The sequence below is a fragment of the Pseudomonas fluorescens genome (genome assembly GCF_902497785.1).
Taxonomy (GTDB): domain Bacteria; phylum Pseudomonadota; class Gammaproteobacteria; order Pseudomonadales; family Pseudomonadaceae; genus Aquipseudomonas; species Aquipseudomonas fluorescens_BO.
Window position 1 is genome coordinate 117,975 of sequence record NZ_CABVHK010000013.1, and the last position, 24,946, is coordinate 142,920.

The 24,946-nt window shown below is 59.3% G+C and carries 25 protein-coding genes; 14 read left to right on the plus strand and 11 right to left on the minus strand.

Annotated elements, in window-relative coordinates:
* The first annotated feature begins 88 nt into the window (after positions 1 to 88).
* The 6 genes from F8N62_RS19995 (at position 89) to F8N62_RS20020 (ending at position 6,950) form a co-directional block, all read left to right on the plus strand.
* Positions 89 to 1,372: an NAD(P)/FAD-dependent oxidoreductase gene (locus tag F8N62_RS19995; protein ID WP_150712298.1), complete on the plus strand. Its 1,284-nt coding sequence runs from the start codon at positions 89 to 91 to the stop codon at positions 1,370 to 1,372.
* Positions 1,373 to 1,735: 363 nt separating this feature from the next.
* Positions 1,736 to 2,869: a branched-chain amino acid ABC transporter substrate-binding protein gene (locus F8N62_RS20000; protein WP_150712299.1), complete on the plus strand. Its 1,134-nt coding sequence runs from the start codon at positions 1,736 to 1,738 to the stop codon at positions 2,867 to 2,869.
* Positions 2,870 to 3,166: 297 nt separating this feature from the next.
* Positions 3,167 to 4,081, plus strand: coding sequence for an ABC transporter permease subunit (locus F8N62_RS20005; RefSeq protein ID WP_150712300.1), 915 nt, complete (start codon positions 3,167 to 3,169; stop codon positions 4,079 to 4,081).
* A gap of 3 nt (positions 4,082 to 4,084) precedes the next feature.
* Positions 4,085 to 5,368 carry a high-affinity branched-chain amino acid ABC transporter permease LivM gene (gene livM / locus F8N62_RS20010; protein WP_150712301.1) on the plus strand — a complete coding sequence of 428 codons (1,284 nt, stop codon included), beginning with the start codon at positions 4,085 to 4,087 and terminating at the stop codon, positions 5,366 to 5,368.
* On the plus strand, positions 5,365 to 6,237 hold the full coding sequence (locus tag F8N62_RS20015) for an ABC transporter ATP-binding protein (protein WP_150712302.1): 873 nt from the start codon (positions 5,365 to 5,367) through the stop codon (positions 6,235 to 6,237). Before livM ends, F8N62_RS20015 begins: the two co-directional genes overlap by 4 nt.
* A complete protein-coding gene (locus tag F8N62_RS20020; protein ID WP_150712303.1) occupies positions 6,234 to 6,950 on the plus strand; it encodes an ABC transporter ATP-binding protein in 717 nt (238 codons plus the stop codon). The genes F8N62_RS20015 and F8N62_RS20020 overlap by 4 nt, the downstream gene beginning before the upstream one ends.
* Positions 6,951 to 7,551: 601 nt before the next feature.
* On the opposite strand, the gene F8N62_RS31535 is transcribed toward F8N62_RS20020, so the two are convergent.
* Complete coding sequence (locus F8N62_RS31535) at positions 7,552 to 7,761, minus strand: hypothetical protein (RefSeq protein ID WP_191632408.1); 210 nt, start codon at positions 7,759 to 7,761, stop codon at positions 7,552 to 7,554.
* A gap of 58 nt (positions 7,762 to 7,819) precedes the next feature.
* Here F8N62_RS31535 and F8N62_RS20030 point away from each other — a divergent pair, with 58 nt between their 5' ends.
* Entirely contained in the window at positions 7,820 to 8,590 is a 771-nt protein-coding gene (locus F8N62_RS20030; protein ID WP_150712304.1) for an SDR family oxidoreductase, read from the plus strand.
* A 117-nt stretch (positions 8,591 to 8,707) separates the two neighbouring features.
* Here F8N62_RS20030 and F8N62_RS20035 read toward each other — a convergent pair whose 3' ends face one another.
* The 7 genes from F8N62_RS20035 to F8N62_RS20065 form a co-directional block, all read right to left on the minus strand.
* Complete coding sequence (locus F8N62_RS20035) at positions 8,708 to 9,835, minus strand: AGE family epimerase/isomerase (protein WP_150712305.1); 1,128 nt, start codon at positions 9,833 to 9,835, stop codon at positions 8,708 to 8,710.
* 172 nt (positions 9,836 to 10,007) lie between these two features.
* Positions 10,008 to 10,580: a HupE/UreJ family protein gene (locus tag F8N62_RS20040; RefSeq protein ID WP_150712306.1), complete on the minus strand. Its 573-nt coding sequence runs from the start codon at positions 10,578 to 10,580 to the stop codon at positions 10,008 to 10,010.
* A gap of 22 nt (positions 10,581 to 10,602) precedes the next feature.
* A complete protein-coding gene (gene ureG / locus F8N62_RS20045; protein WP_150712307.1) occupies positions 10,603 to 11,217 on the minus strand; it encodes an urease accessory protein UreG in 615 nt (204 codons plus the stop codon).
* A 23-nt stretch (positions 11,218 to 11,240) separates the two neighbouring features.
* Positions 11,241 to 11,915: an urease accessory protein UreF gene (locus F8N62_RS20050; protein ID WP_150712308.1), complete on the minus strand. Its 675-nt coding sequence runs from the start codon at positions 11,913 to 11,915 to the stop codon at positions 11,241 to 11,243.
* A complete protein-coding gene (gene ureE, locus F8N62_RS20055; protein ID WP_150712309.1) occupies positions 11,912 to 12,412 on the minus strand; it encodes an urease accessory protein UreE in 501 nt (166 codons plus the stop codon). Before ureE ends, F8N62_RS20050 begins: the two co-directional genes overlap by 4 nt.
* A gap of 239 nt (positions 12,413 to 12,651) precedes the next feature.
* Positions 12,652 to 13,284: a TetR family transcriptional regulator gene (locus F8N62_RS20060; RefSeq protein ID WP_150712376.1), complete on the minus strand. Its 633-nt coding sequence runs from the start codon at positions 13,282 to 13,284 to the stop codon at positions 12,652 to 12,654.
* A gap of 161 nt (positions 13,285 to 13,445) precedes the next feature.
* Positions 13,446 to 13,874: a hypothetical protein gene (locus F8N62_RS20065; RefSeq protein ID WP_150712310.1), complete on the minus strand. Its 429-nt coding sequence runs from the start codon at positions 13,872 to 13,874 to the stop codon at positions 13,446 to 13,448.
* A 387-nt stretch (positions 13,875 to 14,261) separates the two neighbouring features.
* On the opposite strand from F8N62_RS20065, the gene F8N62_RS20070 reads away from it, so the two are divergent.
* The gene (locus F8N62_RS20070; protein WP_150712311.1) at positions 14,262 to 16,337 is read left to right on the plus strand and encodes an AsmA family protein; all 2,076 of its coding nucleotides are present in this window, start codon (positions 14,262 to 14,264) and stop codon (positions 16,335 to 16,337) included.
* A 259-nt stretch (positions 16,338 to 16,596) separates the two neighbouring features.
* Positions 16,597 to 17,487: an esterase/lipase family protein gene (locus F8N62_RS20075; RefSeq protein WP_150712312.1), complete on the plus strand. Its 891-nt coding sequence runs from the start codon at positions 16,597 to 16,599 to the stop codon at positions 17,485 to 17,487.
* A gap of 104 nt (positions 17,488 to 17,591) precedes the next feature.
* On the opposite strand, the gene F8N62_RS20080 is transcribed toward F8N62_RS20075, so the two are convergent.
* Positions 17,592 to 18,479 (minus strand): DMT family transporter, encoded by an 888-nt coding sequence (locus F8N62_RS20080; protein ID WP_150712313.1) that lies wholly within the window; start codon positions 18,477 to 18,479, stop codon positions 17,592 to 17,594.
* Positions 18,480 to 18,575: 96 nt separating this feature from the next.
* Between F8N62_RS20080 and F8N62_RS20085 the strand changes: the two genes are divergently transcribed.
* The 3 genes from F8N62_RS20085 to F8N62_RS20095 all read left to right on the plus strand — a co-directional run bounded on the left by F8N62_RS20085 (position 18,576) and on the right by F8N62_RS20095 (position 20,920).
* Positions 18,576 to 19,370: an AraC family transcriptional regulator gene (locus tag F8N62_RS20085; protein WP_191632409.1), complete on the plus strand. Its 795-nt coding sequence runs from the start codon at positions 18,576 to 18,578 to the stop codon at positions 19,368 to 19,370.
* 64 nt (positions 19,371 to 19,434) lie between these two features.
* Positions 19,435 to 19,740: a PsiF family protein gene (locus tag F8N62_RS20090; RefSeq protein ID WP_150712315.1), complete on the plus strand. Its 306-nt coding sequence runs from the start codon at positions 19,435 to 19,437 to the stop codon at positions 19,738 to 19,740.
* A 166-nt stretch (positions 19,741 to 19,906) separates the two neighbouring features.
* Positions 19,907 to 20,920, plus strand: coding sequence for an AI-2E family transporter (locus F8N62_RS20095; RefSeq protein ID WP_064675663.1), 1,014 nt, complete (start codon positions 19,907 to 19,909; stop codon positions 20,918 to 20,920).
* Positions 20,921 to 21,060: 140 nt separating this feature from the next.
* On the opposite strand, the gene F8N62_RS20100 is transcribed toward F8N62_RS20095, so the two are convergent.
* Entirely contained in the window at positions 21,061 to 22,335 is a 1,275-nt protein-coding gene (locus F8N62_RS20100) for an Hsp70 family protein (protein ID WP_150712316.1), read from the minus strand.
* Positions 22,336 to 22,633: 298 nt separating this feature from the next.
* On the opposite strand from F8N62_RS20100, the gene F8N62_RS20105 reads away from it, so the two are divergent.
* The gene (locus tag F8N62_RS20105; RefSeq protein ID WP_150712317.1) at positions 22,634 to 23,581 is read left to right on the plus strand and encodes a DnaJ C-terminal domain-containing protein; all 948 of its coding nucleotides are present in this window, start codon (positions 22,634 to 22,636) and stop codon (positions 23,579 to 23,581) included.
* Between the two features lie 23 nt (positions 23,582 to 23,604).
* Positions 23,605 to 23,910, plus strand: a complete 306-nt coding sequence (locus tag F8N62_RS20110) for a chaperone modulator CbpM (protein WP_150712318.1) — start codon at positions 23,605 to 23,607, stop codon at positions 23,908 to 23,910.
* Positions 23,911 to 23,959: 49 nt separating this feature from the next.
* Here the strand turns inward: F8N62_RS20110 and F8N62_RS20115 are convergent, their stop codons facing one another.
* On the minus strand, positions 23,960 to 24,892 hold the full coding sequence (locus F8N62_RS20115) for an RHS repeat-associated core domain-containing protein (protein WP_150712319.1): 933 nt from the start codon (positions 24,890 to 24,892) through the stop codon (positions 23,960 to 23,962).
* Positions 24,893 to 24,946: the final 54 nt, after the last annotated feature.

A 24,946-nucleotide genomic window follows, 5' to 3' on the forward strand; every position in this document is an offset into this window, starting at 1 on the left:
GGGATTGTGCCTGGCTGCGGTTTTGTAGGAGCTGCCGAAGGCTGCGATCTTTTTCGCGGCTTGGTTAGGTTTCTGTTGGAGTCTGGCAATGCCGTTACGCGAAGAGTGTCTGTGGGAAAAACTGACGCCGCAAAGGCCGGACAATGCGCCGTTAAAGGGCGAAGTCACGGTCGATGTCTGCGTCATCGGCGCCGGGTTCACCGGTTTGTCGGCGGCAGTGCATCTGCTGGAAAAAGGCAAGACGGTGTGCGTGCTGGAAGCCCATCGCGCCGGGCATGGCGGTTCGGGGCGCAACGTCGGGCTGGTCAACGCCGGCATGTGGATTCCACCGGACGACATCGAAGCCGGATTTGGCGAAGCGGTTGGCAGTCAGCTCAATCGCATGCTCGGGGCGGCGCCTTCATTGGTGTTCAGCCTGGTGGACAAGTACAAGATCGATTGCCAGCTGCGCCGCGAAGGCACGCTGCACATGGCGCATAACGCCCGTGGCGAAGCCGACTTGCGCAGTCGTGAACAACAATGGAAGCGCCGCGGCGCACCGGTCGAATTACTGACCGGCCAAGCCTGCGAACAGGCTACCGGCACCAAAAAGATTGCCGCCGCGTTGCTCGATCGTCGTGCTGGCACGATCAACCCGATGGCTTACACCACGGGGCTGGCCAAGGCGGCCATCGGCCTTGGCGGTCAGCTGTTCGATCATTCACCTGTGACTCGACTTGAGCGTCAGGGCCAGCGCTGGTCGGTGCAAACCGCTCAGGGTTCGGTGCTGGCCGAGCAGGTGGTGATTGCCTCCAACGCGTATACCGAGGGTGACTGGACAGAATTGCGACGCAACTTCTTCCCCGGTTACTACTATCAAGTCGCCTCGGTACCACTGACCGACGAGGCCGCGCAGCAAATCCTTCCAGGAGGGCAGGGTTCATGGGACACCCGTCAGGTCCTGAGCAGTATTCGCCGGGATAAAGACGGCCGTCTGTTGCTCGGCAGTCTCGGTAATGGCAATCAGAAGCCGACCTGGTTCCTAAAGGCGTGGGCCGATCGGGTTCAGCAGCACTACTTTCCGTACCTCAAACCGGTGGAATGGGAGTGCACCTGGACCGGTTGCATCGCTTTCACCCCTGACCACTTGATGCGCTTGTTCGAACCGGCGCCCGGTTTAGTGGCAGTCACTGGTTATAACGGCCGCGGCGTGACGACGGGGACGGTAGTCGGCAAAGCCTTTGCCGATTATTTGTGTAACGGAAATCCTCAGGCGCTGCCGATTCCTTTCGCACCCATGCAGCCCTTGGCGGGAGTGGGATTGCGCAGTTGCCTGTACGAAGCCGGGTTTTCGCTGTATCACGCAGGCCAGTGCTTGCGCATCGTCATTTGATTGTTGAAATTTGTTGCTGGACGCGGCGCTTTTCGGCGCAGCGACTAGCCTGTAAAAGGTGCGGGTTGTAGCAGTGCCGCACCAGCAGTGTGCACTTCGGTGACGCACGTTGTTACAGGCTGGTTGCACGTCGTTTAGCATCGCGGTTGCAATGATGGCGCATGCGGGTTGCGCCTTTAAAAATAAACGGTTTCACCTTCAGCGGTTTAGACGGTTGCACGCCCAATGAAAATGGGCTCGAAACAGTCGAAATAACAATAATGCAGCGACTTTTTTCAGAATAAAAAACCGATGGCACGGCCCTTGCTCTGAGCATTCAGGAAGTCGCAGTGCCAACTAAAAAAAACCTTGGAGCACCACCTCATGTCCCAGACGTTTTACAAAAAAGGCTTTTTGGCCCTCGCAGTGGCAGCTGCGTTGGGTGTTTCTGCGTTTGCACAGGCTGATGTGAAAATCGGTGTGGCAGGTCCAATGACTGGCGCCAACGCGGCATTTGGCGAGCAGTACATGAAGGGTGCACAGGCTGCAGCGGACGCGGTCAACGCGGCGGGCGGCGTCAACGGGGAAAAAATCGTACTGGTCAAGGGCGATGACGCCTGCGAACCGAAACAGGCTGTGACGGTCGCCAAGGACCTGACCAACCAGAAAGTCGCCGGCGTGGTCGGTCACTTCTGCTCCTCGTCGACCATCCCGGCCTCCGAGATCTACGACGAAGCAGGCATCATCGCGATCACTCCGGGTTCCACCAACCCTGCGGTGACCGAGCGCGGCCTGAGTGCCATGTTCCGTATGTGTGGTCGTGACGACCAGCAAGGCATCGTGGCCGGTGACTACATCGTCGACGTGCTCAAGGGCAAAAAAGTGGTGGTGTTGCACGACAAGGACACCTACGGCCAAGGCCTGGCAGATGCCACCAAGGCTCAACTGGTCAAGCGCGGCGTAACGCCGGTGCTGTACGAAGGCCTGACCCGTGGCGAGAAAGACTTCAGCACCATCGTCACCAAGATCCGCGGCGCTGGCGCCGACATCGTTTACTTCGGCGGTCTGCACCCGGAAGCCGGTCCTCTGGTTCGCCAACTGCGTGAGCAAGGCTTGAAAGACGTCAAGTTCATGTCCGATGACGGCATCGTGACCGATGAGCTGGTGACCACCGCTGGCGGTCCGCAATTCGTCGACGGCGTCCTGATGACCTTCGGCGCCGACCCGCGTTTGCTGCCGGACAGCAAGACCGTGGTGGACGAGTTCCGCAAAAAAGGCACCGAGCCTGAAGGCTACACCCTGTACGCCTACGCTTCGGTCCAGACCCTGGCAGCAGCCTTCAATGGCGCCAAGTCCAACAAGGGCGAAGAAGCGGCCAAATGGTTGAAGGCCAATCCGGTCAAAACCGTGATGGGCGAGAAGACCTGGGACGCCAAGGGCGACTTGAAAGTCTCCGACTACGTGGTTTACCAGTGGGACAAAGATGGCAAATACCACCAACTGGAAAAACAGAAGTGATATGAGCTGCTGATCTGCCCTGTGGTGAGGGGATTTATCCCCGTTGGGTTGCGCAGCAGCCCCATATCCAGCGAATTCGGTGTTTCAAATGCTCCGTAGTCGCAGGACTTGGGGCTGCTTCGCAGCCCAACGGGGATGAATCCCCTCGCCACAGAGTGTTCACCTTCAGACTGAAATCAGTCATGGCTCGTCTGTCTTTTCTCGTAGAGCTGCACACAGCCGTGTTGCGCGGGTGGCTGAACCCCGGTCCGTCGCACCCGGCTTCTGTGCAGTCTCTCAAATGCGTGAGATTGCGTTATGGATGGTATTTTCCTGCAGCAACTGGTCAACGGCCTGACCCTCGGGTCGGTCTACGGCCTGATCGCCATCGGCTACACAATGGTCTATGGCATCATCGGCATGATCAACTTCGCCCACGGCGAGGTTTACATGATTTCCGCTTACCTCGCGGCAATCAGTCTGGCTCTGCTGGCATACTTCGGTATTGAATCCTTCCCTCTGCTGATGCTTGGCACCCTGATCTTCACCATCGTGGTCACGGCGGTGTACGGCTGGGTCATCGAGCGTGTCGCTTACAAACCCCTGCGTAACTCCACCCGGCTGGCACCGCTGATCAGCGCCATCGGGATTTCGCTGATCCTGCAAAACTATGCGCAGATCGCCCAGGGCGCCAAGCAACAAGGCGTTCCCACACTGCTGACCGGTGCGTGGCGGGTTGAAGTCGGAAGCGGCTTCGTGCAACTCACCTACACCAAGATCTTCATTCTGGTCGCCGCGTTTGCCGGCATGGCGCTGCTGACCTACGTCATCAAGTACACCAAGCTCGGCCGCATGTGCCGCGCGACCCAGCAAGACCGCAAAATGGCCTCGATTCTGGGGATCAACACCGATCGCGTGATTTCCTACGTGTTCATCATCGGGGCAGCAATGGCGGCTCTGGCCGGCGTGCTGATCACCATGAACTACGGCACGTTCGACTTCTACGCAGGCTTCATCATCGGCATCAAGGCATTTACCGCCGCGGTGCTCGGCGGGATTGGCTCTCTGCCCGGCGCGATGCTCGGCGGGATCATTCTCGGGATTTCCGAGTCGCTGTTCTCCGGTCTGGTCAACTCGGACTACAAAGACGTTTTCAGCTTCTCGCTGCTCGTTCTCGTTCTGGTCTTTCGGCCCCAAGGCCTGCTCGGCCGTCCTCTTGTGTCGAAGGTGTAAGCGATGTCTTCAACCACTAAAAAAACCATTGATCTCAAAAGAAGCCTGGTTGACGCGATTCTTGCCGGTCTGGTCGCCCTGATTGTGTTCGGCCCGATTGTCGGCGTGGTGCTCGACGGCTACGGCTTCAATCTGGAAACCACCCGGGTGGCGTGGATTGTCGCCATCGTCATGGCCGGCCGCTTTGCCCTGAGCCTGTTTCTGCAAACCCCCAAAGGCCTGCGGATTCTTGACGGATTCGAAAGCACTGGCTCCGGCGTTCATGTGCTGCCGCCCGACTACAAATCCCGGTTGCGCTGGATCATCCCGCTGCTGATCGTCGTGGCCGTGGTGTTCCCGTTTTTCTCCAACTCCTACCTGCTGGGCGTGGTCATCCTCGGGCTGATCTACGTGTTGCTGGGTCTGGGCCTGAACATCGTGGTCGGTCTGGCCGGCCTGCTCGACCTCGGTTACGTGGCGTTCTACGCCATTGGTGCCTACGGTCTGGCGCTCGGTTATCAATACCTCGGTCTGGGTTTCTGGACAGTGCTGCCACTGGCGGCGATCACGGCGGGGCTGGCCGGTTGCATCCTCGGTTTCCCGGTGTTGCGCCTGCACGGCGACTACCTGGCGATCGTGACGCTGGGCTTCGGTGAAATCATCCGGTTGATCCTCAACAACTGGCTGTCCCTGACCGGCGGCCCGAACGGTATGGCGGCACCGCTGCCGACGTTCTTCGGCCTGGAGTTCGGCAAGCGTGCGAAGGAAGGCGGCGTGCCGTTCCATGAGTTTTTCGGCATCGCCTACAACCCGGACGTGAAGTACTACTTCATCTATGCCGTGTTGTTCCTCGTCGTGCTGGCCGTGCTGTACGTCAAACACCGCTTGACCCGTATGCCGGTGGGCCGCGCCTGGGAAGCCTTGCGCGAAGACGAAATCGCCTGCCGCTCGATGGGCCTGAACCACGTGCTGGTCAAGCTCTCCGCGTTCACCATCGGTGCGTCGACGGCGGGTCTGGCGGGCGTGTTCTTCGCCACGTATCAAGGCTTCGTCAACCCGACCTCGTTTACCTTCTTTGAATCGGCCCTGATCCTCGCCATCGTGGTACTGGGCGGCATGGGTTCGACCATCGGCGTGGTGATTGCAGCCTTCGTGCTGACGGTCGCTCCGGAATTGCTGCGCGGTTTCGCGGAATATCGCGTGCTGCTGTTCGGCATCCTGATGGTGTTGATGATGATCTGGCGACCGCGCGGCCTGATTCGGATCAGCCGTACCGGTGTGACCCCGCGCAAAGGAGTAGCGCCATGAGCGAAGTCGTACTCACGGTCGAGAAACTGATGATGCACTTCGGCGGTATCAAGGCGTTGAGTGATGTCAGCCTCAAGGTGCATCGCAACTCGATCTTCGCCCTGATCGGCCCCAACGGTGCCGGCAAGACCACCGTGTTCAACTGCCTGACCGGGTTCTACAAGGCCTCCGGCGGCAAGATCGAACTCAACGTTCGTGGCGAACAGACCAACGTTATCCAGTTGCTCGGCGAATCATTCAAACCGGTCGATTTCGTTTCCCCGAAATCCTTCCTCAGCCGCATGTACTACAAGATGTTCGGCGGGACTCACCTGGTGAACCGGGCCGGTCTGGCGCGCACTTTCCAGAACATTCGCCTGTTCAAGGAAATGTCGGTGCTGGAAAACCTGCTGGTGGCCCAGCACATGTGGGTCAACCGCAATCTGTTGGCCGGCATCCTCAACACCAAGGGTTACCGCAAGGCTGAAAGCGATGCGCTGGACCACGCCTTCTACTGGCTGGAAGTGGTGGATCTGGTGGACTGTGCCAACCGTCTGGCCGGTGAACTGTCATACGGCCAGCAACGTCGTCTGGAGATTGCCCGGGCCATGTGCACCCGGCCGCAAATCATCTGCCTCGACGAACCGGCCGCCGGCCTCAACCCTCAGGAAACCGAAGCGCTGAGCGCGATGATCCGGCTGCTGCGCGACGAGCACGATCTGACCGTGGTGCTGATCGAACACGACATGGGCATGGTGATGAGCATTTCCGATCACATCGTGGTACTGGACCACGGCATCGTCATCGCCGAGGGCGGTCCTGACGCCATCCGTAATGATCCAAAAGTGATTGCCGCCTACCTGGGCGCCGATGAAGAGGAGTTGGTATGAGTCAACCGATCCTCGAACTCAAAGACCTGGACGTGTTCTACGGCCCGATCCAGGCCCTGAAGAAGGTCTCGTTGCAGATCAACGAAGGTGAAACCGTCAGCCTGATCGGCTCCAACGGCGCGGGCAAGTCGACCTTGCTGATGTCGATCTTCGGTCAGCCGCGAGCGGCGGACGGGCAAATCATCTATCAGGGCGTGGACATTACCCACAAATCGTCGCACTACATCGCGTCCCACGGCATTGCGCAATCGCCGGAAGGCCGCCGGGTGTTCCCCGACATGACCGTCGAGGAAAACCTGCTGATGGGCACCATCCCCATAGGTGACAAGTACGCCAAGGAAGACATGCAGCGCATGTTCGCGCTGTTTCCGCGGCTTGAAGAACGGCGCACCCAGCGGGCCATGACCATGTCCGGTGGCGAGCAGCAAATGCTCGCCATCGCCCGTGCGCTGATGAGCCGGCCGAAACTGCTGTTGCTTGATGAACCGAGCCTGGGGTTGGCGCCTATCGTGGTGAAACAGATCTTCGCGACGTTGCGGGAATTGGCCAAGACCGGCATGACCATCTTCCTGGTCGAGCAAAACGCCAACCACGCGCTCAAACTGTCGGACCGGGCGTACGTGATGGTCAACGGCGAGATCCGTCTGACAGGCACCGGCAAGGAATTGCTGGTGAACGAGGAAGTCCGGAACGCTTATCTCGGCGGGCACTAGATCCGTAATGTAAACAAGGAACGCCCTGACGAACTCAGGGCGTTTTTTTATGCCCATCGCCGTAGGAACCGTAGGAACCGTAGGACCCGTAGGAGCTGTCGAGTGAAACGAGGCTGCGATCTTTTGATGTTGTTTTTACCACCAAGATCAAAAGATCGCAGCCTCGTTTCACTCGACAGCTCCTACGCGGAATTGGAGGTGAAGATTGTAAAAACGAAATTGTGGAAAACAAATTCGCAATGCTCTTAAAGCGCGACATAAAGCCGCTGCAAATAGTTGTTTTGTCACGCTTTTGACTTGTCCCCGTTTGCTGTGGAACTGGCTGTGAATAACGTGGGAGTATCTGGCTGTAGGCCTTTAACGACGTGGCTTGCAGAGATGTGGTTATTATTTGACCACTGTTTTTTACAGCGCCAGAGCTTGGCGTTGTCAATCTTTTTATTGGCAGCGAAATGGGTCTGAATTGGAGGGTTGCGGCCTGTGGATAAGTCTGTGGTTAAACTCTGGAAAGACTCTGCTGAGGGCCGTAGTTACTGGCTTGTAGCCATCGGTCGCTGTTCGGGTCAATCGTGCAAAATGCCTTGGGTTACACAGTGAGCACTCAAGGGTCAAGAAAAAAACTTTGTAATATGCCCGCAAAGCCTTGTGCACAGCGGCTTTCAGCTTTTTCACTTGCCCCCGGAAACTGTGGACCGGCCTGTGGATAACGTGAGCGCACATGGCTACAGGCCGCGGTGTATACGGCGTTGCTATCCTTGATCGTTTTTTGTACAGGGTTGTGGTGGTTGCCGCTGTCGACAAGGCCGGGCATGCTGCCTGCTGATTTTCTATCCCCATGGCTGCCCGTCGGCCGAAGCAAGGAGAACACGATGTCCAACACCCTGTTTATTACCGGCGCGACGTCTGGTTTTGGTGAAGCCTGTGCCCGTCGTTTTGCCGAGGCTGGCTGGAAACTGGTGCTGACGGGCCGTCGTGAAGAGCGCCTCGATGCCCTGTGCGCCGAGTTGTCGAAGCAGACCGAGGTCCATGGCCTGGTACTCGACGTGCGTGATCGCAAGGCCATGGAGGAAGCGATTGCCAACTTGCCCCCGTCCTTCGCCAAACTGCGCGGGCTGATCAACAACGCTGGCCTGGCGCTCGGCGCAGACCCTGCGCCGAAGTGTGATCTGGATGATTGGGACACCATGGTCGACACCAACATCAAGGGCCTGATGTACAGCACCCGGCTGCTGTTGCCACGCCTGATCGCCCACGGTCGTGGCGCCGGCATCATCAACCTCGGCTCCATCGCCGGCAACTATCCGTATCCGGGCAGCCACGTGTATGGCGCGAGCAAGGCGTTCGTCAAACAGTTCTCGCTGAACCTGCGCTGCGACCTGCAAGGCACGGGCGTGCGCGTGAGCAACATCGAGCCAGGCCTGTGCGAGAGCGAGTTTTCGCTGGTGCGTTTTGCCGGTGATCAGGAGCGCTACAACGCGACGTACGCGGGCGCCGAGCCGATCCAGCCGCAAGACATTGCCGACACCATTTTCTGGGTGCTCAACGCGCCGGCGCACATCAACATCAACAGCCTTGAACTGATGCCGGTGAGCCAGACGTGGAGCGGGTTCGCGATTGAGCGCAATGGTGGCAAGGCGTAAGACCGGGTAACGGGCATCGCGGGCAAGCCCGCTCCCACAGGTTTTGTGTTGAAACGCTATTTCGCGATCGACTCAGACCTTGTGGGAGCGGGCTTGCCCGCGATGGCGGTCGATCAGTCAGCGAAGATAATCAGCCAACCCGCGATAACACGTCGCCAAGTGATAAGGCGTGGTCGACGGCATATCCTGGCGGCTCACTTCGCCATTCTCGTCCCGGCATTCAAACCATCCGCGTGAATGCAGGGAATGCTGTTGCAAGGCCCGCAATTGGCGCAGCACCGCGCTGTCAGCGTCTGGGCGCAGCGTCAACGCCCGCAGGTATTCCGCCTGAGCCCAGATGCGTTGGGTGGCATCCTTGGAGTGTCCGTCCAGCGTGAGCATTGCCCGCACCGCCCCACTCGATTGATCAACGCCCAACTGCTCGGTGAACCCAAAGGCGCGTGTCAGCGATGCATGCAACAACGAGCCGCGCAGCAGCGACGAGGATTCCAGCAGGAAAAACCATTCGAACTGATGCCCCGGTTCAAACCAGTTATCCACAGCACCGAGCGGTTTTTCCATCAGCACGCCATGCTGCGGATCGATAAAACGCTTTTGCATGGCAGCGCATAACGCGAGAAGTGCGTTGTGCACCGCAGCGTCTTCGCGCGCCGACAGTGTGGCGAGAAAGGCTTCGGCCAGATGCATCAGCGGATTCTGCAGTGGCCCGCTGTTCAGTGAAGACCAATCGCGTTGCAGACTGGCTTCGTAGAGGCCGTCGCTCGTGGCGAAGCGCTTCGCGAGCACTTCGAGCACGGCGTTGAGCACCGACTCCACCAGCGGTTCGCGGACCTTGTCCCAATAGTGGGCGCAGGCGAAGAGGATGAAGGCGTGGGTGTAGAGGTCTTTGCGCTGATCCAGCGGAGCACCTTGCGCATCGATGCTGTAGAACCAGCCGCCGTGTTCGGCGTCATGGAAATGCTGCTGCAACGAGCGGAACAGCGCCGCGGCGCGCTCTTGCGCGCCGGGCACCTGGCCGATCAGGCTGGAAAACAGATAGAGCTGCCGTGCGCAGGCCATGGCCCGGTAGCGTTGCGGTGGCAGCGGTTGGTGTTCGGCGTCCAGCGCTTCATAAGGCAACGCCATGTCGGCATTCCAGCCGGGGCCTTGCCAGAGGGGCACGATCACCGCCTGGAAATGCTGTTGCACGGTGGCGAACAGGGCGGCCAGTTCGGGCTGGGAAGCGGAGCGGGGAGCATGAGGCATTGGCTGGCGTCGTCACGGCAGGTTGATTGCGCGCCATGTTAGCAGGCCTGAGAGATGCGGTGTCTGTAAGGCCGTCATCGCGAGCAAGCTCGCTCCCACAATGGAGCTAAGCACACAGAACAAAATGTGGGAGCGAGCTTGCTCGCGATCAGGCCATCACAAACAGCACAAATCAGCCGGCCAACAACCAAACCCCGGTCGCCGCCGAAGCCGCGCCCGCCAGTCGAACCAATGGCGCCGCCGCGTGCGGCAACCCCCGCACCATCGCATAACCCGCCGCATGCAACGCCGCCGTCGCCGCCACAAACCCTGCGGCATACGCCCAAGTGCTCGACATGTCAGGCAATTCCAGCCCATGCGCGACGCCGTGGAACAACGCAAACAGCGCCGTCGCCCCCACCGCCAGGCTCAACGGCGGACGCACCGCAAGCGCCACGGCCAGCCCCAGGGCCAGCACCGAGGCGGCGATACCGCTTTCCAGCGCAGGCAAGTTCAGCCCTTCAAAACCCAGCAACCCGCCAAAAAGCATGGTGCCAACGAAGGTGCAGGGCAGCGCCCAGCGTGCGGCGCCTTGTTGCTGCGCAGCCCACAACCCTACCGCGAGCATCGCCAGCAAGTGATCCAGCCCCCCGAGCGGGTGGCTGATGCCGGCGAGCAAGCCGTTATCACCGTGGCCGGGGTGGGCCAAAGCGATGGCCGGGGTCAACAACAGGGCGATGGCGCCCAGAATGCGTTGCAGTGTCATGAATAAGCTTCCTTGTTGATGGTCAGGCCGCGGTCAGCAAGCCCTGGCGTTCGATGAAGGCAATAATGGCTTCCAGGCCGAGTCCGGTTTTCTGGTTGCTGAAGACGAACGGCTTGCCGTTGCGCATGCGCTGGGTGTCGCTGTCCATCAGCTCCAGCGACGCGCCCACCAGCGGTGCGAGGTCGACCTTGTTGATCACCAGCAGATCGGATTTGCAGATGCCCGGGCCGCCCTTGCGCGGCAGCTTGTCGCCTGCCGAGACGTCGATCACGTAGATCGTCAGGTCGGATAATTCCGGGCTGAACGTAGCCGAAAGGTTGTCGCCACCGGATTCCACCAGAATCAGGTCCAGCCCCGGAAAGCGCCGATTCAGTTGGTCCACCGCTTCGAGGTTGATCGAGGCGTCTTCGCGAATCGCCGTATGCGGGCAGCCGCCGGTTTCCACGCCGATGATCCGCTCCGGCGCGAGGGCCTGGTTGCGCACCAGAAAGTCGGCGTCTTCGCGGGTATAGATGTCGTTTGTCACCACGGCCAGGTTGTAGCGGTCGCGTAGCGCCAGGCAGAGGGCCAGCGTCAGGGCGGTTTTACCGGAACCGACCGGGCCGCCGATGCCGACGCGCAGAGGTTGTGTGTTCATGTGATTCTCCAAAATGACAGGCCCTAGGAACGGAACAGGCGGCTGTACTGGCGCTCATGGGCCATGCACGCCAGAGACAGGCCGAACGCGGCGCTGCCACAGTGATCGGGATTGATTTGACTGGCGTTCTGCTGGGCCTGTTGCAGCAATGGCAGCAATTGGCTGGTCAGTCGTTGCGCAGCTTGCTGGCCCAGCGGCAGGGTTTTCATCAGCACGGCCAGTTGGTTTTCCAGCCAGCTCCAGAGCCATGCGGCCAGCGCGTCTTGCGGGCTGATTTGCCAGGCGCGCGCGGCCAAGGCCCAGCCGAGGGCCAGGTGCGGTTCGGCTCGCTGTTCGAGAAAGGCGCGGGCAGGTGCATCGAGTTCCGGCAAGCCATTGAGCAATTGCTGCAAGGAATAACCCATCTGCCGACTTTCTTGATGCAACTCGCGGGTTTCCCGGCTGGCGCGGTGTTCTTCGCAACGTCGCAGCAATTGCGCCCAGTCTTCATCAATGGCGGCGACACAATGGGCGAGCAACAGTGGTGCGTCGAAGCGCGCGAGGTTCAGCAGCAACTGATCGCTGATCCAGCGCCGCGCGCTATCGGCGTCATTGACCCGGCCGTTATCCACCGCCATTTCCAGGCCTTGGGAATAGCTGTAGCCGCCAATCGGCAATTGCGGACTGGCCAGACGCAAGAGCGCCCAGGCCGGATTCACAGGCGGACGCCGAACTGGTGCAGTTTGGGTGGGTAGTTGAAGTCTTCGTCGCCGTGTCGTGAGTGATGATGACCGCCGCCGTAGGCACCGTGTTCAGGCTGGAACGGCGCTTCGATGTTTTCGACCTTGGCCTCAAGCTGTTCGAGCATGGCCTTGAGCACGTAATCGTCGAGCAACCGTAACCAGCCTTCGCCGACTTGCAGGGCGACGTGGCGGTTGCCGAGGTGATACGCCGCGCGGGTCAGCTCAAAGGCGTTGGCGCAGGTGACGTGCAGCAGTTGTTCGGGACGCGCGCAGACGCGGACGATGCGCCCGTCTTCGGCCTGCAGACATTCGCCGTCATACAGCGGCGGTTGACCGCGCTCCAAAAACAACCCGACATCTTCACCTTCGGCACTGAAACAGCGCAGGCGGCTTTTGCTCCGGGCCTCGAAGGTCAGGTGCAATTCAGCGGCCCAGTCGGGCTGAGGGTGGATTCTGCGATGAATCACCAGCATCGGAAGGCTTCCAGCAATGGACAATGCTGAGGCTAGAGCAAGGGGCTTGCCAACCGCGGGAAGTGTAGGAAATGCCTGTCGGAGTGGAGAGAATCGGGCGAGATGTTGCGGTAATTTGGTGCGTACCGGATTTGTGCGCACCGTTTTGCTGCGCGTAAAAAAAATCGCAGTCTGCGGCAGCTCCTACAGGGAGCGTAATGTTCTGTAGGAGCTGCCGCAGGCTGCGATCTTTTCAGGTATTACTCAGTACTTCCCAGTCCTTGCCAATGCTTGAGGCCGATAAAGATGAACCTCAGTTGCTGGGTGATTTTTGCCTGCGGCGTCAGATGCTCAGGCAGCGCTTCGGCGGGTGGATCAATAATGTCCGGCAGGGTGGCAAACACGCTTTTAACCACCAGATCGGCCATGACGCTCAGGCCGGCGATGTCCAGGTGCTGCAGTTTCGGCATCAGCGACAGGTCGGCCGCCAGATCAGAACTGATGTTTTCGCGCAACCGGCCAATGGCTAGCCGCACGGGCAGCGAGCCACCGTATTGTTCGCGCGCCAGAAACAGAAATTGCGAACGATTGGCCGACACCACGTCCAGAAAGATTCGCACCGAGGCGTCGATGATGCCGCCCATCACGAATTCGTTGTGGCGCACCAGGCGGATGGTTTCGCGGAAGGTCTGACCGACTTCGCTGACGAGCACCAGACCCAGTTCATCCATATCGGCAAAGTGCCGGTAGAAACCGGTGGGGACGATGCCCGCGGTTTTCGCCACTTCGCGCAGGCTCAGGCTGCCGAATCCTCGGCCGCATTCCATCAAATGGCGAGCAGCGTCCATCAGGGCGTTGCGGGTTTGTTGTTTCTGTTCGGCGCGGGGCAGCATCGCAAAGGTGTTTTTCTGGACAGGACAGCGGCGCACTCTAGCAAATCGGCTTTGCTGGCGTCGAACGACGATGGGGGATTTGACGCGGGGAAAAGTGTGACTACTTATAAAGTCAAAAGCCCAATCCGTCGATTGGGCTTTTTTTCAAGGCCGCCATGGGCTCAGCTCAAAGCGCTGTTGCGTTCGATCACACGGTCACCACCACCTTCGGCAAGGGTCTGGCCTTGTGGAGTGCGGTCGGAACCGTCAGCCGCCAGGGTCTGGCCTTGTGGGGTGCGGTCGGAACCGTCAGCCGCCAGGGTCTGGCCTTGTGGGGTGCGGTCGGAACCGTCAGCAGCCAAAGTCTGGCCTTGTGGGGTGCGATCCGAACCGTCTTGGGTGATCAGGCCTTTTTCTTTCAGGCGATCGTTACCGCCTTCAGCCAGGGTCTGGCCTTGTGGAGTGCGGTCGGAACCATCAGCGGCGACGGTCTGGCTGAACACCGAATGAGCGGCTTTCACTTGAGGGGTGGCCTGATCGGCAGCTGGCAGCGCGAATGCGGTGCTGGCCAGCAGTGAGAGGGAAAGGCTAAGCAGTAATTGGCGTTTCATGATTGGGTGCTCCGTAGTAGGGCTATGAAGTGGGTACGAGGGCAATGCTACTCTCGATAAGTCGATATGAAAGTTCATAAACGCAATGGTAATAATCAACGGAATTGATTGTTCCGCTAAAGCGCTCTAGACCGTGCGTTTCCGGGGAGGCGTTTTGCACCGAGATGGGTATTTTCGACTCACTCGCGCTGCGTAAAAATGCGGGGGGCGGTAACGCTTGATCAGGGGGGCAGGATGGCCGCGACTGATTATTTGAACGTTAAGCGGCATCTGGGTTAAACCTGCACGCCGTTTCCAAGTCCTAGATTCATGCAGGCCGGTTCTGGCCTGACGTTTCACACGTGCGTCGCAGTCAGGGCGCTCAGTCGTATTCAGGAGCTCTGTGCAATGACGCGCACCCCGAAAATTTTTGCCTGGACCTTCGCCAGCCTTGTGGTCCTGCTGGCGATACTGGTGCTGATCATCGTGTTCTTCGATTGGAACCGGATGAAACCCACGATCAACCATAAAGTCTCCGAGGAGCTGCACCGTCCGTTCGCCATTAATGGCGACCTGTCCGTGGTCTGGCGGCGCGAGCTCGACCAGGGAGGCTGGCGAGCCTGGGTGCCGTGGCCGCACGTGGTGGCGCAAGACTTGAGCCTGGGCAACCCGGACTGGTCGAAACAGCCGCAGATGGTCACGCTCAAACGAGTCGAGCTGCGTATTTCGCCGCTGGCCTTGCTGGCGCAGCGCGTGGTGATTCCGCGCATCGACCTCACCGAACCCAATGCCGACCTGCAACGTCTGGCGGATGGCCGCGCCAACTGGACCTTCAAATTCGATCCCAAAGACCCGGATGCCGAGCCTTCAAGCTGGGTGGTGGACATCGGTGCGATCGGCTTCGACAAGGGCCACGTCACCCTTGATGACCAGAACCTGAAGACTCAACTCGACGTGCTGATTGATCCGTTGGGCAAACCGATTCCGTATAGCGACATCGTCGGCGACAAGGCGGCGAAAAACGCACAGGAGAAGGGCGCTGCGCCACAGGACTATGCGTTTGCGCTCAAGGTCAAAGGCCAGTATCACGGGCAGAAACTTGCCGGCGAAGGCAAGATTGGCGGCTTGTTGGCTTTGCAGGACGCGGCGCGGCCGTTCCCGCTGCAGGCCCAGGCCCAGATCGCTGACACCCGTGTCGAACTGGCCGGCACCCTGACCGATCCGCTTAACCTCGGCGCCCTCGACCTGCGCCTGAAACTGGCCGGTAGCAGCCTCGGCAATCTCTATGCGCTGACCGGCGTCACCCTGCCGGACACGCCACCGTACGCCACCGACGGCCATTTGATCGCCAAGCTGCATGAGCCGGGTGGTGCGGTGTTCCGCTATGAAGCGTTCAACGGCAAGATCGGCGAAAGCGATATTCACGGCAGCCTGGCCTACGTCGCCAGCCTGCCCCGGCCCAAACTCAGCGGTTCGCTGATTTCCAATCAGTTGCTGTTCGCTGACCTTGCGCCGCTGATCGGCGCCGATTCCAACGCCAAACAAAAGGCTCGTGGCGGTGAAAGCAAGCAGCCATCGGACAAGGTGCTGCCGGTCGAAGAATTCAAGACCGAACGCTGGCGGGACATGGACGCCGATGTCGAATTCACCGGCAAACGCATCGTCCACAGCGAAAAACTGCCGTTCAATGACCTTTATACCCACCTGGTGCTGACGGATGGCGTACTCAGTCTCGAGCCTCTGCGTTTCGGCGTCGCCGGCGGCAAGCTGGATGCACAGATTCGCCTGAACGGTCACACCGAGCCCTTGGAAGGCACTGCGAAACTGACCGCGCGCGGTTTCAAACTCAAACAGCTATTCCCGACCTTTGAACCGATGAAAACCAGTTTCGGCGAGCTCAACGGGGATGCCGACATCAGCGGTCGCGGCAACTCCGTGGCGAAGTTGCTGGGCACGGCCAACGGCAATCTGAAGATGCTGATCAACGACGGTGCAATCAGCCGCGAGTTGATGGAATTGGCTGGGTTGAACGTGGGTAACTACGTGGTCGGCAAAATCTTTGGCGACAAGGAAGTGAAGATCAACTGCGCGGCAGCCGACTTCGATATCAAGACCGGTCTGGCGACCACGCGGTTGTTCGTCTTCGATACCGAGAACGCGATTATCTATATCGATGGCACGGCGAACATGGCGACTGAACAACTGGACCTGACGGTGACTCCCGAGTCCAAAGGATGGCGTCTGATTTCATTGCGCTCACCACTGTACGTGCGGGGCAAGTTCATCAAGCCGGATGCCGGGGTAAAAGCCGTGCCGCTGCTATTGCGCGGAGCAGGGATGGTGGCGCTGGGTGTGATTGCCGCGCCGGCGGCGGGGCTGCTGGCGCTGATTGCGCCGAGTGGTGGTGAGCCGAATCAATGTGCACCGTTGCTGGAACAGATGAAGGCGGGCAAGGCGCCGGTAACCGTTAAATCCTCCAAATAAAAAACGCAGTCTTCAACAGCACCCACATGGAACAGGAGCTGCCGACGGCTGCGATTTTTCGGGTTTTAGGGTGTTGGGAAAAGTTTTATGGGATCTGGCGTCTGTAAAAAATCGCAGGCTGCGCCCGTTCCTACAGGAGCATTGAAGGTAGAGCGGATGTCATAGACTGGTCGTCGAGTTGTCACGTTTGATGTCGATGCTTGGCTGATGTCTTGCATTGAGCCTTGCTTCACCTCACCGATCACAAGGAAGTCCGCCCATGTCGCAAGGTACTGCCACGCGTTATCCGCTGGTGCTGGTCCCGGGAATGCTCGGGTTTATCCGGCTGGTGCTTTATCCCTATTGGTACGGGATTGTGGCAGCGCTGCGCCGGGAAGGTGCGACGGTGATTGCGGTGCAGGTTTCGCCGCTCAACTCGACCGAAGTGCGCGGCGAACAGTTGCTGGCGCGCATTGACGAGATCCTGCGCGAAACCGGTGCCGAAAAGGTCAACCTGATCGGTCACAGCCAGGGTTCTCTGACCGCTCGTTACGCCGCCGCCAAACGCCCGGATCGCGTGGCGTCGGTCACCTCGGTGGCGGGCCCCAATCATGGCTCTGAACTGGCGGATTATCTGCACACACATTACCCGTCGGACAGCGCGAAAGGCCGGCTGCTGGCGTTTTTCCTGCGGGTGATCGGTGCGTTGATGAGCCTGCTGGAGACCGGTTATCGCGGGCCAAGGCTGCCGGTGGATATCCACGCGTCCCATGAGTCGCTGACGACAGCGGGTGTGGCGCTGTTCAATCAGCGTTATCCACAGGGCTTGCCGCAAACCTGGGGTGGGCACGGGCCGGAAGAGGTCAACGGCGTGCGTTATTACTCGTGGTCCGGCACCTTGCAGCCGGGCAAGACCGACCGCGGACGCAATCTGTTCGACGGGACCAACCGCAGTTGTCGGCTATTTGCCAAAACCTTCGTGCGTGAAACCGGGCATTGCGACGGCATGGTCGGGCGTTACAGCTCGCATCTGGGGACAGTGATCGGCGATGAGTATCCGCTGGATCATTTCGACATTGTTAACCAGTCGCTGGGATTGGTGGGGAAGGGGGCCGAGCCGATCCGGTTGTTTGTCGAGCATGCGGCGCGGTTGAAAGCGGCGGGGGTTTGAACCACTGTGGCGAGGGGATTTATCCCCGTTGGACTGCGTAGCAGTCCCTTTTTTTTTGGGGGGCCGCTTCGCAGCCCAACGGGGATAAATCCCCTCGCCACAGTTCAGGCAGCACTGACCTTTCGGCCGAGCACCGTGGTCCAGCGTTCCGAAACAATCACCCCGCCCAACGTCAGCACCCCGCCCACCAGGTGATACATCGCCAATTGTTCATGCAATACCACCGCCGCAATCAATGCCGTAATCAACGGCAGCAGATTGAAAAACTGTGTGGTCCGGCTCGGCCCCAGGCGCACCACCGCTTGCATCCACGCCAAGGGCGCCACCATCGATGCCAGCAGGCAGGCGTAAAGCACCAGTGGAATGTTTTGCAACGTCGGGCCGATTTTCGGGGAGGCGACAAACAATGGAAACAGCACCACCACCGCCACCAGCACCTGCAAATACAGCAACACCAGCGGCGGCAGACGCAGCTGCCATTTTTTCAGCAAGGTGCTGTAGATCGCATAGGCCAGTGTGGCGATCAGCATCATCGCGTCGCCCAGATTCACCCCGTGTTCAAGCAGCGCTGCGAGGCTGCCGGACGACACCACCACCAACACGCCGGCAAACGACAACACCGCACCGGCCAGCGCGCCCGCGGTCAGGCGCTGACCGAGACTGATGATGGCCATCGCCAGCGACATCAACGGCATCAGCGACAGAATAATGCCCATGTTGGTGGCTGACGTCAGCGACGCCGCGAAGTACGCCAGGCTTTGATAGACCGCCATGCCCAGCACGCCGAGGATGAAAATCCTGCCCAGGTTCGGGCGGATCAGCGGCCAGTGGGCGATGACCGGTTTGAGCATGAACGGTGTGAACAGTATCCCGGCCAGCAGCCAGCGGTAGAAACCGATCTCGGCCGGGAAAATCGCCCCGGCCGACATTTTCGTGATCACGGTGTTGCCGGCCCAGATGAAGATGGCCAGCAGGGGATAAGCGTATTGCATCAGGAACAACCAGAACGTTAATGAAGTGCGATTATCGCCTGTCTGGATGAAAGCCTATACTTCGATCCAGACAACAGGCCCCGGATGACGGACAGCATGAGCAGCAAACACATCGACCTGCTGGATTTCAGCGAACTGCCTTCGCCGGTGTACTTCCGTTATGCCGACTTCAATACCCACGAATACGCCTCGGCGCACACGCATCCCTGGGGCACGCTGGAATACTCGGCCAACGGCGTCCTGCACATGGAAATCGGCCGCAGTCGTTTCATGTCGCCGCCGCAATACGCGGTATGGGTGCCACCCCGGATCGAACACAGTTTCTATAGCAATCAACCGATCAACTACCGCGCAGTCTGCCTCGCGCCGGCGTTGTGTCAGGAATTACCGCAGCAGGCCTGTACGCTGGCGATCAGCGACATTCTTAAAGCGATTCTCAAAGACTTCGCCACCCGCGACGTGAAGATTCCCGAGCGAGCAGCTGACATTCGCCTGGCGCAAGTGCTGGTCGATCAGTTGCAACTCGCCCCGGTGCATGAGTGCTATCTGCCTTACGCCAGCAGTCCCGGGTTGCTCGGGATACTGGAAGCCCTGCAAGCCGAGCCTGGCGATAACCGTCCACTGGCGGATTGGGCCGAGCAGGTCCACGTCAGCGAGCGCACCTTGGCGCGGCAGTTTGTGCGCGAGTTGGGCATGAGTTTCGGCGAGTGGCGTCAGCGCTTGCGTTTCCTGGCGGCGATTGAAGCGCTGGACAGTCAGCGCAGTATTCAGGAGATCGCTTTCGACATGGGCTACAGCACCGGTTCGGCGTTTATCGCGATGTTCCAGCGGCAGGCCGGATGCACGCCGGAGCAATACCGACGCAGCCATCTTGAGAACAGGAAGGTGTAACAGGCGTTGTCTACACTGCAACACGAGGTCGTGCCCATCGGTGCGGCAACCAGGAGAAAACTCCATGATGATGTTGCGTGCCCCTTTGTTGATGATCGGTTTGCTGCTTTGCTCCCAGGGTTTCGCCGCCACTGCCCAACAGAACAAGATGACCACCTGCAATGCCGACGCTACCGCGAAAAGCCTCAAGGGCGATGAGCGCAAGGCCTTCATGAGTACCTGCCTCAAAGCGACGCCGGCCGCCAACGACGCCAAAGCGCTGACCCCGCAGCAAGAGAAAATGAAAACCTGCAACGCCGATGCCGCGACCAAGGCGCTCAAGGGTGACGAGCGCAAGGCGTTCATGAGTGATTGCCTGAAGAAAAAATAAGGGTCAAAAGATCGCAGCCTTCGGCAGCTCCTACGTCGTGATCCCTGTAGGAGCTGCCGAAGGCTGCGATCTTTTCAACGCGACACTGTTCGCGTTCATGCTCTCGCTTCGACACCCGAACGCTGGCAGACTGCCAATCCTTTTACGCCGCTCGTTTTGAGGCTGTATGCCGACGTTTTCTCAACGCCAAGTCTTGCTGGTCATCAGTTGGGTCATCATTTTTGGTGGGTTGTTGCTCGTACTGCCGCTGCGGTTGCTGCCCAGTCTGCTGGCCGGCCTGCTGGTGTTCGAACTGGTCAACATGCTCACCCCGCAGTTGCAGCGCCTGATCGAAGGCCGGCGTGCGCGCTGGCTGGCGGTGGCGTTGCTCGGGACGCTGGTGGTGAGTGTGCTGGCGCTGATCTTTGCCGGCGCCATCAGCTTTCTGCTGCACGAAGCGGAAAACCCCGGCGCGTCACTGGATAAATTCATGGGCGTGGTCGATCGCGCGCGCGGGCAGTTGCCGCCGTTCATCGATGCTTATCTGCCCGCCAGTGCCGCCGAGTTCCGTGTGGCCATTGGCGAGTGGATGAGCAAGCACCTCAGCGACTTGCAGCTGGTCGGTAAAGACGCCGCGCACATGTTCGTCACGCTTCTGATCGGCATGGTGCTGGGGGCGATCATTGCCTTGCAACGTGTGCCGGACCTGACCAAGCGCAAACCGCTGGCCGCTGCGCTGTTCGATCGTCTGCATCTGCTGGTGCAGGCATTTCGCAACATCGTCTTCGCCCAGATCAAGATTTCCCTGCTCAACACCTTCTTCACCGGGATTTTCCTCGCGGTGGTCCTGCCGATGTTCGGCATCAAGCTGCCGCTGACCAAAACCCTGATCGTGCTGACGTTCCTGCTCGGCCTGCTGCCGGTGATTGGCAACCTGATGTCGAACACACTGATCACCATCGTCGGTCTGTCGCTGTCGATCTGGGTCGCAGTGGCGGCGCTGGGGTATCTGATCGTTATCCACAAGCTCGAGTACTTCCTCAACGCGCGCATCGTCGGCGGGCAGATCAGTGCCAAGTCGTGGGAGTTGCTATTGGCAATGCTGGTGTTCGAGGCCGCGTTCGGCCTGCCGGGAGTGGTGGCGGGGCCGATTTATTACGCGTATTTGAAGAGTGAGTTGAAGCAGGTGGGGATGGTTTGATCTGGCAGATGTGTTGCCTGGTCTGACGCCATCGCGGGCAAGCCCGCTCCCACAGGGTTTTGTGTCGTTCGCCGAAATTATGTACGACACAAAATGTGTGGGAGCGGGCTTGCCCGCGATAGGAGCACCCCGGTTTTGGATCAGTCCATCGTGCCGTAGCGCTTCATGGCTTCAATCGCCAACCCGCTGCCAATGCTGCCAAAGATATTCCCTTCCACGTGCCGCGCATTCGGCAGCATCGCCGACACACCGCTGCGCAGTGCCGGAATTCCGCTCGAACCGCCGGTGAAGAACACCGTATCCACCTGGTCGACCCGCACGTTGGCGTCGTTCAGCATCTGGGTCACGCTGTTGCGCACGCGCTCCAGCAGGTTGTCGATGGCCGATTCGAACAGCGCCCGGCTCAGTTCCACGCTCAGGCCCGGCTCGATGCGATCCAGCGGCACATGACGGCTGTCGGCGTGGGTCAGCTGAATCTTGGTTTCTTCCACTTCCATCGCCAGCCAGTGCCCGGCGCGCTGTTCGATCAGCTTGAACAGACGGTCGATGCCACCGGTGTCTTCGATGTCGTAACGCATGCTACCCAGCGCCAGGGTCGACTTCTGCGAGTACACCGAGTTAATCGTGTGCCAGGTCGCCAGGTTCATGTGGTGGCTGGTCGGCATGTAGGCACCGCTCTTCATGCGGCTGCCGTAGCCGAACAGCGGCATCAGGCCTTGCAGGCTCAGCTGCTTGTCGAAATCGGTCCCGCCGATGTGCACGCCGCCAGTGGCGAGGATGTCCTCGTGACGGTTGTCGTGCTCGCGACGCTCAGGCGACAGGCGCACCAGCGAGAAGTCGGACGTACCACCGCCGATATCGACGATCAGGACTAGCTCTTCCTTTTCGATGGTCGACTCGTAGTCGAACGCCGCCGCAATCGGTTCGTACTGGAACGACACGTCCTTGAAACCGATGGCGCGGGCCACGTCTACCAAGGTGTTCTCAGCTTCCTGGTCGGCCATTTCATCGTCATCGACAAAGAACACCGGACGCCCCAGCACCACTTCGTCGAACTCGCGACCGGCGGCGGTTTCGGCGCGTTTCTTCAATTGACCGATAAACAGACCGAGCAAGTCCTTGAACGGCATCGCCGTGCCAAGCACGCTGGTGTCATGCTTGATCAGCTTGGAACCCAGCAGGCTCTTGAGCGAGCGCATCAACCGGCCTTCGTAGCCTTCGAGGTACTCGTGCAGCGCCAGCCGGCCGTACACCGGGCGGCGTTCTTCCATGTTGAAGAACACCACTGACGGCAGGGTGATCTTGTCGTCCTCCAGCGCGATCAGCGTTTCCATGCCGGGGCGCAGCCAGCCGACGGTGGAGTTGGACGTGCCAAAGTCGATACCACAGGCACGGGCTGGAGATGCGTTTTTCATGTCTATCAGGTTCCGGTTAAAAAACGGCCGCGCAGTGTATGTCAGTGCGGCGCAGATACGAAGGCCGACTATCCGCTAAATCGCAGTGAATAGCGCCTTGATAAGCTGACCGAATGCCCCAAACTTGTCTGCATTGGCCCTGGCAGCCCTCGGACGGTCAAAAGAACCGTCCACCGCTGCCGATAAACTTCTGATGCGCTGTCCGGTCACAAAAGTGAGATCGGTCAAACCTCACGCGGCAATCAAGAGCATGCTGAGGCAGGTGGCGCGATTTTGATAATGGATGGTGATTCCCACGATGGACTTCAAAGACTATTACAAGATTCTCGGTGTGGAACCGACCGCGGACGATAAGACGATCAAGGCGGCTTATCGCAAACTGGCGCGCAAATACCACCCCGACGTCAGCAAGGAAAAGGACGCCGAGTCCAAATTCAAGGACGCCTCGGAAGCCTATGAAGCGCTGAAAAGTGCCGACAAGCGCGCCGAATACGACGACTTGCGCAAATACGGCCAGCACGGCCAGCCGTTCCAGGGCCCGCCGGGTTGGCAGGGGCGCGGTGCCGGCGGTTTTGGTGGCGGTCAGGACACGGGCGATTTTTCGGACTTCTTCAGTTCGATCTTCGGCAACCGGGGTCCGGGTTTTGGTGGTGGACAGTCGGGCCGCAGCGCCGGGCGTCGAGGGCAAGACGTGGAAATGGAACTCGCGATTTTTCTGGAAGAAACCCTCTCGAACGAATCGAAGAAGGTCACCTTCCAGGTGCCGCAATACAACGCTGCCGGCCAGCACGTCAGCAACACCAGTAAAAGCCTGAACGTGAAAATCCCCGCCGGTGTCACTGATGGCGAGCGCATCCGCCTCAAGGGCCAGGGCGCTCCGGGCATTGGCGGCGGGGCCAATGGCGATCTGTTCCTGATCATTCGCTTCGCGCCGCATCCGAAGTTCGATGTGGAAGGCGAGAACCTGATCATCACGCTGCCGCTGGCGCCGTGGGAATTGGCGTTGGGCACCGAAGTGGCGGTGCCGACGCTGACCGGCAAGATCAACCTCAAGGTGCCGGCTGGCAGCCAGAATGGCCAGCGCATGCGCGCCAAGGGCCACGGTTTGCTGAACAAGGCCGGTGAACGGGGTTACCTGTTTGTGCAACTGAAAGCCGTCATGCCTAAGACCTCGAGCGACGAGGTTAAGGCGTTGTGGCAGGAACTGGCGAAAAAAGCCGCGTTCGACCCGAGAGAAAACTTCTGATCTAAGAGACGGAGTAGCCCATCATGAGCAACCCCCTGATCGTTCATCTGGACCTGGCAGAATTCTGTGAAGCGACCGACCTGTCGGACGTCTACGTGATCGAAATCGTCGAGCACGGCATCCTCGAACCTCAGGGCTCCGTGCCCAAGGATTGGCGTTTCAACGATTATGAGTTGGCGCTGGCCAAACGTGCCGCCAAGTTGCGGCACGATTTGGATCTGGAGTGGGAAGGGGTTGCATTGGCGCTGGATCTGCTTGAAGAGGTCCAGCAGCTGCGGGCGGAGAATCGGATGCTGAAGCAGCGGTTGGGGCGGCTGGTGGTTGAGTAGTTGTTCCCCCCAAGCCTCCAGACTCAACTAGTAGGGGCGCCTTCAGACCCTATTTTGTTTTGTTTCGGATAGCGTTGCCGATTTGCTCCAAAGTCATTCTTTGATGACTGCGCTGCATCGGAATCCCAGCATCGTCATACGTCACAGAGAAGACGCGCGTGGCGCCACCCGGGAGTATTCTTTGCGAAGGAAAAGGAGCGGGACCCGGCAGGAATTTGAAGGGTTCACTCGTCCATTTTTCACCGTTGCCGCCCCTCATTTGCCCGCCACTGTCATTAAAGCGGGGAGCAGGGGGCATTTGTTTCAACGGAATCTGTGGTGGCGCTTCGCGGGAAGGCCCGTAATCAATGAAATGGCGGTCGCTCACAGCACCTTTCGAGTTCCGAGTTTGAATACGGGTTTGAGTCTGTACATCAGACCAATTCGGATTTTTAATATGGGAGATTTGAGTTTGCACACGTATTTCAAACAGTGTCTCCCGGGTAACCGCCGGTATAGTCTTGTGTGTGGCATTTTGCGCGCTGGAAGCCAGTGGACCAGCGTTGAAAATGAGAGGGCGTAAGCTAGAGGTGCTGGCTGCTCTTGAATTACTTGTCAAAGCCCGTGGAAACAAAGATTTAAAGAGCCTCACATGCCCCGACCGATCCGAGAAATTCACCGGATCACCCCCGCAATACACATACGCGTTCAACCCACCCCTCCCAAACGGACTCCAACTGTCCGGGCTATGAAAGCGCATAAATTTCGGGTTATAGACGCGATAGCCTTTGCCCAAGAAATACCAACCAAAGATCTCGCACAATTCACCGTTGAACCCCAAGTGCACGGCTATCAGCTGCTGCGCGGACTGCTGGCCATAGGCGGAATATGCGACGGAATTAGGCAGGCTGCCCGCAAGTTCCGCGAGCATCGAATTTTGTTGGTCGGCAGCCAGCAATACCGTGCGGAACTGAACATTATTAGTAGCGACTGAGCTGGGCATGCCGGGCCTGTCTTGGTGAGGGGGCGAATTGGATCGATGCCCCTCAGTCTGACT

What these genes read in the sequence shown, in the direction of transcription:
- F8N62_RS20115 (WP_150712319.1), bottom strand. Translation starts at nt 24,892, where the DNA reads ATGCCCAGCTCAGTCGCTACTAATAATGTTCAGTTCCGCACGGTATTG.
- F8N62_RS20040 (WP_150712306.1), bottom strand. Translation starts at nt 10,580, where the DNA reads ATGACACTGCAACGCATTCTGGGCGCCATCGCCCTGTTGTTGACCCCG.
- F8N62_RS20015 (WP_150712302.1), top strand. Translation starts at nt 5,365, where the DNA reads ATGAGCGAAGTCGTACTCACGGTCGAGAAACTGATGATGCACTTCGGC.
- F8N62_RS19995 (WP_150712298.1), top strand. Translation starts at nt 89, where the DNA reads ATGCCGTTACGCGAAGAGTGTCTGTGGGAAAAACTGACGCCGCAAAGG.
- F8N62_RS31535 (WP_191632408.1), bottom strand. Translation starts at nt 7,761, where the DNA reads ATGCCCGGCCTTGTCGACAGCGGCAACCACCACAACCCTGTACAAAAA.
- F8N62_RS20095 (WP_064675663.1), top strand. Translation starts at nt 19,907, where the DNA reads ATGCCGACGTTTTCTCAACGCCAAGTCTTGCTGGTCATCAGTTGGGTC.
- F8N62_RS20005 (WP_150712300.1), top strand. Translation starts at nt 3,167, where the DNA reads ATGGATGGTATTTTCCTGCAGCAACTGGTCAACGGCCTGACCCTCGGG.
- livM (WP_150712301.1), top strand. Translation starts at nt 4,085, where the DNA reads ATGTCTTCAACCACTAAAAAAACCATTGATCTCAAAAGAAGCCTGGTT.
- ureE (WP_150712309.1), bottom strand. Translation starts at nt 12,412, where the DNA reads ATGCTGGTGATTCATCGCAGAATCCACCCTCAGCCCGACTGGGCCGCT.
- F8N62_RS20105 (WP_150712317.1), top strand. Translation starts at nt 22,634, where the DNA reads ATGGACTTCAAAGACTATTACAAGATTCTCGGTGTGGAACCGACCGCG.
- F8N62_RS20100 (WP_150712316.1), bottom strand. Translation starts at nt 22,335, where the DNA reads ATGAAAAACGCATCTCCAGCCCGTGCCTGTGGTATCGACTTTGGCACG.
- F8N62_RS20060 (WP_150712376.1), bottom strand. Translation starts at nt 13,284, where the DNA reads ATGCTGCCCCGCGCCGAACAGAAACAACAAACCCGCAACGCCCTGATG.
- F8N62_RS20030 (WP_150712304.1), top strand. Translation starts at nt 7,820, where the DNA reads ATGTCCAACACCCTGTTTATTACCGGCGCGACGTCTGGTTTTGGTGAA.
- ureG (WP_150712307.1), bottom strand. Translation starts at nt 11,217, where the DNA reads ATGAACACACAACCTCTGCGCGTCGGCATCGGCGGCCCGGTCGGTTCC.
- F8N62_RS20000 (WP_150712299.1), top strand. Translation starts at nt 1,736, where the DNA reads ATGTCCCAGACGTTTTACAAAAAAGGCTTTTTGGCCCTCGCAGTGGCA.
- F8N62_RS20090 (WP_150712315.1), top strand. Translation starts at nt 19,435, where the DNA reads ATGATGATGTTGCGTGCCCCTTTGTTGATGATCGGTTTGCTGCTTTGC.
- F8N62_RS20065 (WP_150712310.1), bottom strand. Translation starts at nt 13,874, where the DNA reads ATGAAACGCCAATTACTGCTTAGCCTTTCCCTCTCACTGCTGGCCAGC.
- F8N62_RS20075 (WP_150712312.1), top strand. Translation starts at nt 16,597, where the DNA reads ATGTCGCAAGGTACTGCCACGCGTTATCCGCTGGTGCTGGTCCCGGGA.
- F8N62_RS20085 (WP_191632409.1), top strand. Translation starts at nt 18,576, where the DNA reads ATGAGCAGCAAACACATCGACCTGCTGGATTTCAGCGAACTGCCTTCG.
- F8N62_RS20035 (WP_150712305.1), bottom strand. Translation starts at nt 9,835, where the DNA reads ATGCCTCATGCTCCCCGCTCCGCTTCCCAGCCCGAACTGGCCGCCCTG.
- F8N62_RS20020 (WP_150712303.1), top strand. Translation starts at nt 6,234, where the DNA reads ATGAGTCAACCGATCCTCGAACTCAAAGACCTGGACGTGTTCTACGGC.
- F8N62_RS20080 (WP_150712313.1), bottom strand. Translation starts at nt 18,479, where the DNA reads ATGCAATACGCTTATCCCCTGCTGGCCATCTTCATCTGGGCCGGCAAC.
- F8N62_RS20070 (WP_150712311.1), top strand. Translation starts at nt 14,262, where the DNA reads ATGACGCGCACCCCGAAAATTTTTGCCTGGACCTTCGCCAGCCTTGTG.
- F8N62_RS20110 (WP_150712318.1), top strand. Translation starts at nt 23,605, where the DNA reads ATGAGCAACCCCCTGATCGTTCATCTGGACCTGGCAGAATTCTGTGAA.